13 protein-coding genes and 1 pseudogene are annotated in these 13,487 nt (G+C 66.2%); 7 read left to right on the forward strand and 7 right to left on the reverse strand.

The genetic code is table 11. From position 1 onward, the window contains the following. Positions 1–116: 116 nt before the first annotated feature. A pseudogene (locus tag FBY33_RS20625) lies at positions 117–470 on the forward strand (M23 family metallopeptidase); the annotation flags it as partial. 74 nt (positions 471–544) lie between these two features. Here the strand turns inward: FBY33_RS20625 and FBY33_RS20630 are convergent. Next, a complete protein-coding gene (locus FBY33_RS20630) occupies positions 545–1,108 on the reverse strand; it encodes a hypothetical protein (protein ID WP_235010679.1) in 564 nt (187 codons plus the stop codon). 409 nt (positions 1,109–1,517) lie between these two features. Between FBY33_RS20630 and FBY33_RS08020 the strand changes: the two genes are divergently transcribed. Together FBY33_RS08020 and FBY33_RS08025 are read left to right on the forward strand one after the other, a co-directional pair. Beyond that, positions 1,518–2,030 (forward strand): glutathione peroxidase, encoded by a 513-nt coding sequence (locus FBY33_RS08020; RefSeq protein ID WP_142030113.1) that lies wholly within the window; start codon positions 1,518–1,520, stop codon positions 2,028–2,030. A 160-nt stretch (positions 2,031–2,190) separates the two neighbouring features. Next, positions 2,191–3,120 (forward strand): phosphodiesterase, encoded by a 930-nt coding sequence (locus tag FBY33_RS08025; RefSeq protein WP_142030114.1) that lies wholly within the window; start codon positions 2,191–2,193, stop codon positions 3,118–3,120. Between the two features lie 67 nt (positions 3,121–3,187). On the opposite strand, the gene FBY33_RS08030 is transcribed toward FBY33_RS08025, so the two are convergent. Beyond that, entirely contained in the window at positions 3,188–4,825 is a 1,638-nt protein-coding gene (locus tag FBY33_RS08030) for a stealth family protein (protein ID WP_142030115.1), read from the reverse strand. Positions 4,826–4,906: 81 nt separating this feature from the next. Further along, entirely contained in the window at positions 4,907–5,836 is a 930-nt protein-coding gene (locus FBY33_RS08035; RefSeq protein WP_142030116.1) for a hypothetical protein, read from the reverse strand. Positions 5,837–5,974: 138 nt separating this feature from the next. Between FBY33_RS08035 and FBY33_RS08040 the strand changes: the two genes are divergently transcribed. Together FBY33_RS08040 and FBY33_RS08045 are read left to right on the forward strand one after the other, a co-directional pair. After that, positions 5,975–6,274, forward strand: coding sequence for a type II toxin-antitoxin system VapB family antitoxin (locus FBY33_RS08040; RefSeq protein ID WP_026264985.1), 300 nt, complete (start codon positions 5,975–5,977; stop codon positions 6,272–6,274). Beyond that, positions 6,267–6,929 carry a LytR C-terminal domain-containing protein gene (locus tag FBY33_RS08045; RefSeq protein WP_142030117.1) on the forward strand — a complete coding sequence of 221 codons (663 nt, stop codon included), beginning with the start codon at positions 6,267–6,269 and terminating at the stop codon, positions 6,927–6,929. The genes FBY33_RS08040 and FBY33_RS08045 overlap by 8 nt, the downstream gene beginning before the upstream one ends. Positions 6,930–6,936: 7 nt before the next feature. On the opposite strand, the gene FBY33_RS08050 is transcribed toward FBY33_RS08045, so the two are convergent. Continuing rightward, the gene (locus tag FBY33_RS08050; RefSeq protein ID WP_142030118.1) at positions 6,937–7,587 is read right to left on the reverse strand and encodes a TetR/AcrR family transcriptional regulator; all 651 of its coding nucleotides are present in this window, start codon (positions 7,585–7,587) and stop codon (positions 6,937–6,939) included. Positions 7,588–7,622: 35 nt separating this feature from the next. Next, positions 7,623–8,321 carry a DsbA family oxidoreductase gene (locus FBY33_RS08055; RefSeq protein WP_142030119.1) on the reverse strand — a complete coding sequence of 233 codons (699 nt, stop codon included), beginning with the start codon at positions 8,319–8,321 and terminating at the stop codon, positions 7,623–7,625. 212 nt (positions 8,322–8,533) lie between these two features. On the opposite strand from FBY33_RS08055, the gene FBY33_RS08060 reads away from it, so the two are divergent. Beyond that, entirely contained in the window at positions 8,534–9,595 is a 1,062-nt protein-coding gene (locus FBY33_RS08060) for a glycosyltransferase family 4 protein (protein ID WP_142030120.1), read from the forward strand. Between the two features lie 58 nt (positions 9,596–9,653). Then, positions 9,654–11,822, forward strand: a complete 2,169-nt coding sequence (locus tag FBY33_RS08065; RefSeq protein WP_142030121.1) for an amylo-alpha-1,6-glucosidase — start codon at positions 9,654–9,656, stop codon at positions 11,820–11,822. A 41-nt stretch (positions 11,823–11,863) separates the two neighbouring features. Here the strand turns inward: FBY33_RS08065 and FBY33_RS08070 are convergent, their stop codons facing one another. Together FBY33_RS08070 and FBY33_RS08075 are read right to left on the reverse strand one after the other, a co-directional pair. Continuing rightward, positions 11,864–12,397, reverse strand: coding sequence for a GNAT family N-acetyltransferase (locus FBY33_RS08070; protein WP_142030122.1), 534 nt, complete (start codon positions 12,395–12,397; stop codon positions 11,864–11,866). A gap of 13 nt (positions 12,398–12,410) precedes the next feature. After that, entirely contained in the window at positions 12,411–13,370 is a 960-nt protein-coding gene (locus FBY33_RS08075; RefSeq protein WP_142030123.1) for a D-2-hydroxyacid dehydrogenase family protein, read from the reverse strand. Between the last annotated feature and the right edge of the window lie 117 nt (positions 13,371–13,487).

The raw sequence follows: 13,487 nt of genomic DNA on the forward strand, positions 1-13,487 counted from the left end.
ATCCGCTGGTCACCCTGGCCTTCCCCCACACGGCAATAGGGGGTGCCGTCCAAGGCGGCGACGGGGCACTGACAGTAGGCCCCGCAGGCATGGGCAGGCCCGGAGCCGGCTTTCTGATGGCCCCGCTGCAGCTTCTCAATCCGAGCTCGCCGTTCGGTTTCCGGGTCAGTCCCATCAGCGGGACTGCCGGTGATTTCCACCTGGGCCAGGACTATGCAGCGGCCTGCGGCACCCCGGTCCACGCAGCTGACGCCGGTATTGTGCGCGCTGCCGGATGGCATCCCTGGGGTGGCGGCAACCGCGTGGAAGTCGATCACGGCGATGGGCTCATCACCACCTACAACCACCTTGAGTCCATCGGCGTCCGTTCGGGCGACACCGTCCAGGCAGGCCAGGTCATCGCACGTGTTGGTACCACCGGCTGGTCCACGGGCTGCCACCTGCATTTCGAGGCCATCCTGGACGGGCGCTATATCAACCCGCTCAGATGGAGCTTCCTCCAGCTCCGCGACGTGAACTGGGCACTGCCTGCCGGTATGGTTTCCTATGCACCCGGCCAAACGCCGGCCGGCGGCAGGATCACCTGGACCATCCCCCTCAAAGTGGACACAGGCGGTGGGTTCCCTGCAGCCGGGCTGCAGGCCCCGCCCTTCCCTCCACTCTTGCCGCTTGCTCCGGCACCTGCGCCGTCGGAGGCAACGGGCGTGGTGCTTCCGCCCCCTGACGTGCAATTGACGACGACGGCCCCGCCATCCGCTGAATCTTCGGGAAGTGCCGCGTCGCCGCCGCCCACGGACCCTGCGACCAGCCCGATATCCAGCGATCCGACGCCGTCACCAACCGATACGGCTACGCCGACTCCGACCGATACGGCTACGCCGACTGCGACCGATACGGCTACGCCGGCTGCGACCGATACGGCTACGCCGGCTGCGACCGATACGGCTACGCCGGCTGCGACCGATACGGCTACGCCGGCTGCGACCGATACGGCTACGCCGACTCCGTCGCCGACGAGCCCCAGCCCGACCCCGACCCCCAAACCATCGCCGTCGCCGACTGATACTGCGACCCCGACGCCGTCGCCAACAGAACCGGAGACTGTCACGGCGTTACCAACTGACCCGGAGACTGTCACGGCGTTACCAACTGACCCGGAGACTGTTACGCCGTCGCCGACTGGTCCGACTCCGACTGAACCTGAACCTGCTCCGGCGTCGAGCGAACCGTTGCCCCCGCCGACTGAACCAGTGCCGGGCGCCCCCGTGGCCTCAACGCCGGCCCCGCCGCCTGCGGTTGTTGAGCCTGCGCCCGCTCCGGCGCCTACGGTGGTTGAACCAGCGCCCGCAGCGACGACTCCGGCTCCGCCTCCGGTAGTTGAACCTGCTCCCACACTGCCGCCCGCAGAACCCGAGCCCACGGCAACCGTGACGCAAACCGCAGCGGCAACGACACCCCCGGCGTAGGAATTTCCACCCGGGACCCGTCCCTGGAGGCGTCCGCGACGAACCGTCCACATGAACAACCTTCCGCAGACCCGGCGGCCGGGGCCGTTGTATCCAATCCCCCTGGTCCTTAACGACGGCACCAGGACGGACTTCGGCCAGTTCAGGGGAAAGGCGGTGCTGGTGGTCAACGTCGCCTCCAACTGCGGCTTCACTCCCCAGTACGCCGGGTTGGAGACCCTTTACGATAAATTCCAGGACCGCGGATTCGAGGTCCTGGGCGTTCCCTGCAACCAGTTCGCCGGGCAGGAGCCGGGCAGTGACAGCGACATCGTGGAATTCTGCGAGCGGAACTTCGGCGTGACGTTTCCGCTCACCGTCAAGTCCGATGTCCGTGGCAGGAACCAGCACCCGCTGTACATGGAGCTCACCAAGTTCAAGACGGGGTTGCTGCCGGGGCTGGTGAAGTGGAACTTCGAGAAGTTCCTGGTCAACCGTGAAGGCGAGGTGGTGGCCCGGTTCGCCCCCACGGTTGAACCGGATTCCGCCGAGGTCATCGACGCGGTCGAGCGGGCGCTCAGCTAAACGGGGGTCTCGCCGAATCGGGCCTGCAAAAGCGCAGTTCTTCCAACTTTTTCCACATCAGCTACGGCGATTCACCCCAAGTTTGCCAAATGTCTGATTGGATAAATATTACTGAAGGGTACAAGGGAAGAACGGCTTCCCACCGACCATAGAGGTAGCAATGGAGCACATCGAGGCCGAACATCCCCGGCCACGCCACTTCCTACTCCACCTGAGCGATCCCCACCTGCTGGGAGGTCCGGACCCCCTCTACGGAACCGTTGACAGCGAAGCCAGGCTTATACAGCTCTTCGACGAAGTCAAAGCCTCCGGGGCCCGGCCGGAGGCAGTCATCTTCACCGGCGACCTCGCCGACAAAGGCGATCCCCGGGCCTACGTGAAACTGCGGGCCATCGTGGAGCCTGCCTGCAAGGAGCTTGGAGCCCAGGTCATTTGGGCCATGGGCAACCACGACAACCGGGCCAACTTCCGGAAAGGCCTGCTGGACCAGCCCGGCAGCGACGAGCCGGTGGACCACAGCTACTTCATCAACGGGCTGCGCGTCATCACCCTGGACACCACCGTCCCTGGTTTCCACCACGGCGAACTGAGTGCCGCCCAGCTGGACTGGCTGGCCCGGCAGCTGGAAACGCCTGCCCCGGACGGCACCATCCTTGCCCTCCACCATCCTCCGGTCCCGTCCGTGCTGGACCTTTCCGTGCTGGTGGAACTGCGCGACCAAGCGTCGCTGGAAGCAGTGGTCCGCAACTCGGACGTCCGCACCATCCTGGCCGGCCACCTGCACTACTCCACCACCGCCAGCTTCGCCGGCGTTCCCGTCTCGGTGGCTTCCGCCACCTGCTACACGCAGGACCTGAACGTCCCTGCGGGAGGCACCCGCGGACAGGACGCCGGCCAATCCTTCAACCTGGTGCACGTGTACGAGCACACGATCGTGCACTCCGTGGTCCCGCTGGGCAGTTCACCAACGGTGGGGGAGTACGTGTCACCCGAGGAGACCGCCCGGCGACTGGAGGCTGCGGGAGTCCGGATCCCGGAGACCACCAAGCAGCGCGGCAACGCCAAGTTCGGAGTGTCCCCCGGGCGTTAAGCAGAGCCAGCAGGCGGGCGCGGCCTGTACGTGCGTCCGCCTGCAGTCCTGCGCAGCCTGTACCGGGCTACTTCTCCCAGGGCGCCTTGATGGGGAAATACCTCTCCAGGAAATCAGTCACCACTTCGGCGCGCTCGTCGGCACTGACCTCGGGGAAGCTGCCGTCGTTCAGGCAGAAAAAGTCCATGTTCCGCTTGGCGAGCAGCTTGGGCAGGTATTTCAGCCCTGACCGCATGGTGGTGTCCACGTAGCGCACCTTGGCAGCGGTCTGCGTGACGGCCCGGCCGGTGAGCAGCGCGTAGTAGTGGTAAAACGAGTTGGTCACGGAGATGTTGTCCGCCGCGCGGAACCGGCTGGCCGCCGTCTTGCGGAACTCCGACGGGAACTCCTCCTCCATCTGGGCCACCAAACTGCGCCGCAGGGGTGCCGCGGTGTGCTCCAGGTGGCGCGTGGTGATCCGGCCGAACCGGTTCCACAGGAGCTTCCGGTTCACCCGGGCGGCGTTTTCGAACCCGCTGCGCTCCGCGGCGTTTTCGCCCAGGCCGATCCTGGTTTCCGCCTCGATGAACTTGGTGATGCCGCCTGGGGTGAAGAACATGTCGGGCCCCACGGCGCGGCCAAAGAACATGTCGTCGTTGGAGTAGAGGAAATGTTCGGACAGGCCCTCAATGTGGTGGAGCTGGCATTCCACGGCCTGCGAGTTGTGGGTGGGCAGCACGGAGGGGTCGGCGAAGAACTCCTCGCTGCGGACGATCGTGACGGCGGGGTGCTCTGCCAGCCAGGCAGGGGCGGGGGAGTCCGTGGCAATGAAGATCCGGCGGATCCAGGGCGCAAACATGTACACGGACCGCAGCGCATACTTGAGTTCGTTGATCTGCCGGAACCGGGCCTCGTGTTCGTCGCCTTCGCCCAGGACAACGCCCTGCTGCTGCGCACGGCGGGCCGCGATGTATTCCGGGGAGCTTCCGTCCACCCAGGAGAAAACGATGTCGATGTCGAAGCTGATGTCGCTTGCGTGGTCGGCAAACATGTTCTCGATGGTGGGCCACGTGTGGCCGTAGCGTTCCACGGTGCCGCGGACGGCGTCCTGGCGCAGCATGGTCCTGCGGGTCAGGGAGTTTTCGATGGGAAGAGTTAGTTCCTCGCCCTCGAAGGACCACAGTTCGATCTGGACGCCGGCAGAGGCGCCGAATTCGAAGCCGCCCACCGGCTCTACCCGGGGCCGGTACAGGCGGAAGATGCGTCCCTGCCGGTTGGGTGAGAGCTCACCGTCGGCCACCAGGACGGACGTCTTCTTCTTGGCGTCCACGGTCATGGAATAGAAGGGTTCGTCGCGGCATGCCTCCACCAGGGCGGCACGGAGCTTCTTCCGGTCCTGCCAGTCGAGGGCCAGAACGGGCCGGTCGTTGTTGCCGCGGACCAGGAGGTAGGCAAGGCCGGCGTTGGCCAGGACACTGCGCAGGAACAGCAGGTCCTCCACCATGGCCTGGTACGGGGTCCTGGTGTCATTGATCAGGGCGTAGCGGCCCTTGTGCCGTATGACGTCAGGGCGGTGCCTGAGCCGCTGCTCCGCCGCCGCCGACGTGATCTCGGCGTGAAATTGTTCCTCCACGGACGCCTGGCCGCCGTAGTAGACCTCGTCCTGGACCGGTGCTTCTGTAATGGTTGTCTCCGAGCTGGTGGAAGTGGGCATTCTTACCTGCATGATAGTCCTGCCGGAGTAACGGAAGGTTTCGGGGCGCTGTTGGGCGCCATGGTGAACGCCCGACGGCGGCCCGGCAGGGACTCAGGCGTCCAGCGCCTCACGCCAGCTGCGCAGGAAGGCGCCGCCGGCGTCGTCGTGGATCACTGTCGCCTCCAGCCCCAGGTCCGCCGCGGTCAGCACGGGGTAGGGCTTGGGCGGCACGCCGTCCGCGGGCCGCACGTCCACGTGCTTCACCGCGTGGTCGTTGTGGTGCAGCCAGTCCGCCATGGCGTAGTCGGTGCGGGAATCGCCCACCGTCCGCCACGCCTGCGGCGTAATGCCCTGGGCCGCCAGCAGCTCCACCGCCCGGCTGGCGCCAAGGTCCTTCCCCAGCCGCACGGATTCGATGTCAGTGGAGATAATGGTGGGGTCCACGCGGTAGTCCACCTCGTCGTCGGAATTCGGTGCGTGGTGGTCCAGTCTGACCACGCCCAGCCCGTGGCGGGCCATGAGTTCCATGGCCTCGGCGTCGAACAGCTTCTGCTCTGCCAGGTAGTCGGCGCTGGGCACATCGATGTGCTGCTCAACGGACACCATGGCCCGCTTGGTTTCATCGAAGAACATGTGGACCGCATAGTCCTCTGCCACCAGCCGGCGGACGTCATCGCCGTAGGCCGCCGGAACCGCCAGCTCCCGGTCCACGTGGATGGGGCCGGGGCCGGCAGAGGTGTAGCTGAACCAGACCGCGCCCTTTTCGCAGACGGCGTGGATGACGGTTCCCGCCGGAATGCCGGCCGCGATCATTGGTTCCATGACCTGCTCGCGGATGAAGGCGTCGGAGCGGCCGGTGTTGAAGATGACGGGGATGCCCGCGGTTGCCAGGGCCACCAGGTCAAGGATGATGTCCGGCTTGACGTCCCGCGTCACGGGGCTGGCCACCGGCCCGTCCACGTCAAGCAGGAGCGCCAGCGGCGGTGCGGACGGCAGGCGGATTCCGGGCACGGGCACGGCAGGGGACTCGGATGCTGTCATGGCTCCATTCTGTCAGCAGGAGCGGCCCTGCCCGGCCTGCGTACCCGGCGCATGACGTATGGTCACTGTTTGGCTACAACCTGGCGCCGGTCCGCCCTGCCACTTTCGCTGGGGCAGCGCGGTGCCTACTGTGGCATGGTGATATTCAAAGCTGTGGGCGAGGGCCGCCCTTACCCCGACCATGGTTACAGCACCCCCAAACAGTGGGCGTCGCTGCCGCCGCGACCGGTCCGGCTGGACGAACTGGTAACCACCAAGCGGACCCTTGACCTGGAAGCGCTGCTGGCGGAGGATTCCACATTTTTCGGTGACCTGTTCCCGCACGTGGTGCAGTACCAGGGGACGCTCTACCTGGAGGACGGCCTGCACCGCGCAGTCCGGACCGCCCTGCACCAGCGCACCGCCATCCACGCTCGGGTCCTGGTGCTCGATGGCTAGGAAGCGGCCGAAGGACCCCGGTGTCCTGCACGGCCACCATGTAGTTTCGGGTCCCGAGCTGCGCGCCGCCATGGAAGCGGCTGCCGATGCCGATGAGACCGCCGGGGTCCGCCGCCGCGTGCTGCACGGGGTGGTGCTGGTCCTCCTGGCAGGCCTGATTGCCGCAGGCATCATCGTTGCGCTGGCCATCATCAACGGCCGGCTGCGGATCCCCGCCGCCGAGCCGGCCCCAACACCGGTGTCATCCTGCCCGGCCTCGATGTTCGACTACACGACCAACGAGAAGATCAACCTCAACGTCTACAACTCCACCAGCAGGCCCGGATTGGCCCGCACCGTTGCGGACGAGCTCCTGGCACGGAAGTTCGTGGTGGGGAACGTCTCGAACATCAACGCTGGATACCGGGGTGCGGCGGCCGTGGTGTCAGGACCAGCCGGACAACCGGCGGCGTTCACCGTGCAGCGCAATACGCCGGGGTCTGACTATTTCCAGGACGGCAGGACCGATGCCAGCGTGGACCTGATCCTGGCCCAGGACTACAAGGCGCTTGTCCCGCCGGACCTGGTGGACCAGACGCCCGGAAAGCTCAGCTGCCCGCGGGAAAGCCGGCGCGCAGCGGACACCGAAAAGCTTCCCGTCACCCCGGCACCCTGACTTTTACTCAGCCGGCCACTGCGGGAAGCTGTGCCACGCGGACGGGCCGCCCGTCGTCGTCGAACCGTGCACCCGCGCCCAACTGGATGAAGCGCACCGTCCTGGCCACGCGTGCCTCCAGCTCGGCAGGCTCATCGCTGCCACGCGCCGCACTGGAGGACAGGGTGCCCAGGATTAACTGGGACTGTTGGCCCACGTCCGCCACCGGCAGGTAGCCCTGCTCCATGCCGTCACGCAGGATGCCCTGCAGCAGGAGGCTGAGCTCGCCGACGTGGTCGGAGAGCTTGGCAAAGGACGACGGCGACAGCACCGCCCCCATGGCTGGTCCGGGCGGGAGGTGGCGGCGGCTTAGGTCAACTACCTGGGCGCGCACGTACAGGGCCAGCCGCTCCACCGGGTTCTCCAGGCGGGCCAGCGACTCGCGCAGTTCGGAAAGGAACTTTTCGGTCTCATCGAGGGCATAGGAGATGAGGAGTTCCTCAATGTCCGCGTAATAGTTGTAGACGGCGGTGCGGCCCACCCCGGCGTGCCGGGCCACGTCGGTCATGGTCAGCCCTGGAAGGCCATGGGTGAAGAGAAGTTCGCCGAAGGCGGTGAGGATGCGGCGCTGGGTGTCCGCTCGTTGTTCCGCGTTGCTGGCCGCTGAAATCCTGGGCATACAGACACTTTACCGCGATGTGTCAGTAAAAGATGCTACACCGGGCAGCCGTCAGGGCCACAGGCCTCGCCCTCGGCGGAATTGACCAGGACCAACGGGTTGGAATCCTGCCAGGCCTGGTTCAGCGCGGCCGTGAACGTCCCTGTGGGCTGGGCGCCGGAGAGTCCGAACTTGCGGTCGATCACGAAGAACGGCACGCCGCTGATTCCCAGATCCCGGGCCTCCTGGATGTCGAACCGGACCTCGTCCGTGTACTTGTCGGAAGTGAAGAGTTCCTCCACCTCGTTGGCAGGCAATCCAAGGTCCTTGCCGAGGGATGACAGGTAGTCCCGGCTGCCGATGTCCCTGCCGTGCTCGAAGTGATCGCTGAGCAGGCGCTCCTTGGCCGCATCCTGCCTGCCGTGAGACGCGGCAAGGTGGATCAGGCGGTGGGCGGTGAAACTGTTGGCCACCACCACTTTGTCGAAGTGGTAGTCCAGGCCTTCGTCCTGTGCCTGCTGCGCCACGTGCTCGAACATCTGCGAGACCTGCCCGGCCGGCATGCCCTTGCGGCTGCTCAGGTACTCCAGTTCGGTCCCGTCGTAGTGCTCCGGAAGTGTGGGATCCAGCTGGTAGCTCCGCCACACCACCTCAACGGCATCACGGTGCGGGAATGCTGCGAGGGCCGCCTCGAACCGGCGCTTGCCAATGAAACACCACGGGCACGCGACGTCTGACCAGATCTCAATCTTCATGCCTTGCACAACCTGCGTGGCCGGGTCCGGATTCCTCTGGTGCGCATGACATCCATCACATCCGGGTCTTGTCGCGGGGGCCCATCGCGGGTAATAGTCGGAGTTAGGTGATGCAGACGCCCACGAATTAGAACACCACGGGACAACGATGCCCCGCGGTGGGATGTGCCTGGCGGCTGGGGAGCTCAGGCCCCGTTCCCTGGAGGCCAGATATGCGAATTGGACTTATTGCCGGACCCTGGATTCCCATTCCTCCGCTGACGTACGGCGGCATCGAAAGGGTGGTGGACACCTTGGCGCGCGGCTTTGCGGCCGCCGGACACGAGGTGCTGCTCGCTGCCCCTTCGGACAGCACCTGCCCGGTGCCGCTGGTGCCGGGCATGCGGCCCGCCACACGGGATGACCTTGGCTTGACCATGTCCGAACTCAGCCACGTCATCCGGGCCTACAAGGGGCTGCGGGATGTGGATATCATCCACGACCATACGCTTGCCGGTCCGCTCTATGCCCGCCGTCCGGCCAATGTCCCGGTGGTTACCACCATTCACGGACCGCTCCACCAGGAGGCAGAGGATCTGTACCGGGCCATGGCTCCGGACGTGGCGATCGTGGCGATCTCCCGGGACCAGGCTTCGCACGCTCCCGAGGTTCCCGTCACCCAGGTGATCCACCACGGCATGGACGTTTCCGCTGTTCCCGTGGGGAGCGGCCGCGGCGGGTATCTGTGCTTCGTTGGGCGCGCATGCCACGACAAGGGCCTGCTCGAGGCCATCAACCTCGCGCGGGACGTGGGCATGCACCTCAAGATCGCCGTCAAGATGCGGGAACCGGACGAAATCCGCTACTTCCGGGATGTCATCGAACCGATGCTCGGCCCCAATGAGGACTTTGTGGGGGAAGTGGATGACGCCGCGAAGTACCGGCTGATGGGCGAAGCCACAGCCTTCCTGAACCCCATCCAGTGGTCCGAGCCGTTCGGCCTGGTGATGATCGAGGCGCTGGCTACCGGTACCCCCGTCATAGGGACGCGGATCGGCTCCGCGCCCGAGATCGTGGAACACGGCCGGACAGGTTACCTGGGGCAGACGCAGGATTTGGCCGGCTTCGTCGAGGCAGCCGCCGGCTTGAGCAGGGAACGGTGCCGGGCATCGGTGGAGGAAAGGTTCAGTGCGGAACGGATGGTGGCGCAGCACCTGAGGCTCTTTGATGATCTGTTGGCAGGCAGATTGCCGGGAGGGGTTCCGGATGCCGCGCCGGTGCACCAAAATCGTTAAGGGGCGGGCGGGCTTTTCGGCTCCCCGGCAGCATTCAGCCTGAGAAGGGAGTCCTTCCATGACCGCCTGGAATGAAAACAACGAAGCCTCCGGCTCCGACGTGGGCGCCGTCACCGTCCTGGAGGGTTCTTCCTTCTGCATCTCGGCCGGAACCGGTGACATCAGTCCCGACGCCGGGACGAATGGGGTGTTCTTCCAGGACACCCGGATCATCTCCCGCTGGGTGCTGCGCATCAACGGGTCGCTGCGGGAGCCGTTGTCAGCCCAGCGGCCCCATCCGTTCGAGGCAACTTTCGTTGGCCGTGCCACCTGGCCGGGTGGCCGGTTCGACAGTCCTCTGGTGGTCCGCCAGGTCCGCCACATTGGACCTGGCCTGCAGGACGACATCACGCTGCAGAACTATGCGGCCGAGGCCGTCGAGTGCGACATTGAACTCCTGGTCGATGCGGACCAGGCTGACCTGTTCGAGGTGAAGGGCGGGCGCACCACGGGCCCGGACGACACCACCCGCACCGTGGTGGACGGAAAGCTCATTATTGAAGCATCCCGGCATGGCCAGCAGCGGGGTTCCGCCATTGGGGCACGGGGTGCAGAGGTGGGCACGGATGGCCTCCGTTTCCGGGTCACCGTCCCGGCCAGGGGCAAATGGGCCACCAGCGTGATCGTGGTGCCGCTGGTGAACGGGGAAGCACCGGAGAAGCCCTTCAAGGAAGGGCAACTGCCGCACCACCGCGAGGGCGTGCGGCGGCACCTGGCCTGGGAGGAGAACCTTCCGCGGATCAGCATCGAGGACTCCAGCTTCCAGAACGTGCTTAACCGGAGCCAGAGTGATCTTGGCGCCCTGCGGATCTTCGATGCGCATCATCCCGACCGCGCCGCGGTTGCCGCCGGTGCCCCCTGGTTTATGGCGTTGTTCGGGCGCGATTCGCTGCTGACGTCCTACATGAGCCTGATGGTCAACCCCAACCTGGCGCTGGGCACCCTGCAAACCTTGGCCGGAATCCAGGGAAAGAAAGTGGATCCCGATTCCGAGGAAGAACCCGGCCGCATTCCGCACGAGGTCAGGCTGGGTGTCACCGCCGGGCTGTCGCTGGGCGGCACGGCGTATTACGGGACAGCGGACGCCACGCCTCTTTTCGTGTCCACCCTGGGCGAGTTGAGCCGGTGGGGGTTGTCCCGGGATGCGATCCAGCCGCTGCTGGCGCACGCGGACCGGGCGCTGGAATGGATTGAGAAGTACGGCGACCGCGACGGCGACGGCTTTGTGGAATACCAGCGGCCCAACGACCACGGCCTGGTTAACCAGGGCTGGAAGGACTCCTGGGACGGAATCAACTTCGCTGACGGCACCATTGCGGAAGCACCAATCGCACTCTGCGAGGTCCAGGCCTATGTCTACTCCGCCTACCTTGGCAGGTCATTGCTGGCCCACTGGAGCGGGGATTCGGGCCTGGAACAGCATTGGGCCGGGAAGGCGGCGGCCTTCAAGGAGGAGTTCAACAAGAGGTTCTGGCTGCCGGACAAGGGCTATTTCGCGGTGGCGCTGGACAAGGACAAGCGGCACGTTGATGCGCTGACTTCCAACATTGGGCATTGCCTGTGGACCGGCATCGTGGACGAAGACAAAGCGGAATCCGTCATGGAGAACCTCATGTCCCCGACGATGTTCACGGGCTGGGGCATCCGGACCCTGGCGTCCGACATGGGCGCCTACAACCCGGTCAGCTACCACAATGGCTCGGTTTGGCCGCACGACACGGCGCTGGTGGCCACCGGCCTGATGCGGTACGGGTTCGTGGACGAGGCCAAACGGGTGGCACTGGGCGTCCTCGATGCTGCCGAACATTTCGACGGCCGGTTGCCGGAGCTGTTCTGTGGGTTTGATCGCGGCGAGTTCCCCGGGCCTGTGCCCTATCCCACCGCGTGCTCCCCGCAGGCCTGGGCGGCGGCGGCGCCGGTGCAGCTGGCGCGGATCCTGCTGCGTTTCGACCCCGTCTTTACCCGCGGGGTAGTGCACCTGGCACCGATCCTACCGGAGACCGTGGGAAGTTTCCGGGCGGAGAACATCCTGCTGGATAACAGCCGCGTGACCATTAGCGCCGCCGGATCTACCGGCACCATTGACGGCCTTCCCCCGGGGCTGAAGCTCCTGGCCGAACCGCGGCCGCCGCTGGCCTACCCGGTGGAAGGAGTGGCGGCCGGCATGGACGTGCGCAGGCTGCAGTGACGATTCCTGCCGGCACCAGCGGCAGGAAAGCAATGGACCGACTACGGCAGGGAGCGCTCCAGCACGAAGTCGTGCTCCACGGTGCTGCCCAGCCGGAAGGACTTGGTGCCCACCCTCCGGAAGCCTGACTTTTCATAAAAGCGGATGGCGCGGGCATTCTGGCTGTTGACCCCCAGCCAGGCGCCGGCACCGCCTGAGGCTGCAGCCGCCGCCAGACTGGCGTGCATGAGTTCGGCGGCGGCACCCAGCCCGTGGTAGTCGGGGTGGACATAGCATTTGCTGATCTCCACGGACGGCAGCAGGGTCAGGACGGAGGCGACGTCCGGGTCCGCCGCGGGCCGGTCCACCAGCAGGCTGTAGCCGTTGAGCTGCCCGTCCGCGTCGATGACCAGGATGGTGCTGTCCAGGTCCGCGAGGTACTCCTCGAAGTGTTCCTCGCTGAGGGTGTTTGCCAAGTGGGCGGCAATGTCGGCAGGCGACGACGACGGCGGGCAGGCCAGCGGAAAGGTGACGGCCGCCAGCGCGCCGAGCGCGCCGGCGTCGTCCGTTGTTGCTTTGCGGATGGTGTGGGTCATGGGTACTTCCAGGTCAGGCGGTGATGGTTCGGATGGGGGAGCCGGCGAGCCAGGCAGTGATGTCTTCAAGGGCGCCGCCGTAGAACTGCCGGTAACTTTCCTGGGTGACGTAGCCCAGGTGCGGGGACAGGACGGTGTTCGGTGCGGCCAGAAGCGGATGCCCGGCCTGCAGGGGCTCCTGGTCGAAGACGTCCAGGGCGGCTCCGCGGATCCAGCCCTGGTTGAGGGCCTTGATCAGTGCATCCTGGTCAACTAGCGGCCCGCGGGCGGTGTTCACCAGGATGCCCTCCGGGCCCAGCAGCCGCAGCTCGGCCTCGCCCACGGTGTTCTCCGAGCGCGGGGAGAGCCGAAGGTGCAGGGTGGCGACGTCAGCGACCGTGAAGAGTTCCTCCTTGGACACCAGCCTGGCACCGGCTTCGGCGGCAGCGCCGGCTGTGAGATTTTGGCTCCACGCCACCACATCCATGCCGAACGCCTGTCCGTACGCGGCCACCCGCCGGCCGATCTTGCCAAGCCCCACGATGCCCAGCGTTTTCCCGGCCAGCTCCACACCCACCGTTGACTGCCACGTACCGGCCCGGAGGGAGTTTTCCTCCGCCGGCAGGTGCCGGGCGATGGCCAGGAGCAGTGCCCAGGTCAGTTCCGGCGCGGCCGTGGGTGAGCCCGGGGTGCCACACACCGTCACCCCATGCTCGGTGGCTGCGGCCACGTCGATCGAGGCGTTGGCCATTCCGGTGGTGACCAGCAGCTCAAGCGCGGGCAGCTTCTCGAAGACCTCCCGCGGGAACGCCGTCCGCTCGCGCATGGCGATGACCATACTGGTGTCGGCCAGCGCCGCCACCAGGGCGTCGGGGGACGCAAAGGGCTCGCGGTAGGAGGTCACCATGACACCTTCCGCCTCCAGGGCCGCGAAGTCGGCGAAACCGTGGGACACGTCCTGGTAGTCGTCGAGGATGGCAAGGCGATGCGTCATGGCTGTCCTTCGCGGTGTCCTGGTCCTGGGGTCACGTTCATCGTATGGCAGGGGCGGCTGGCAGGGCGCCTGAAACTCCCGTGACGCCGGGCGTGATAGCAATGGGAGTGATGAACT

Source organism: Arthrobacter sp. SLBN-112 (genome assembly GCF_006715225.1).
GTDB lineage: Bacteria > Actinomycetota > Actinomycetes > Actinomycetales > Micrococcaceae > Arthrobacter.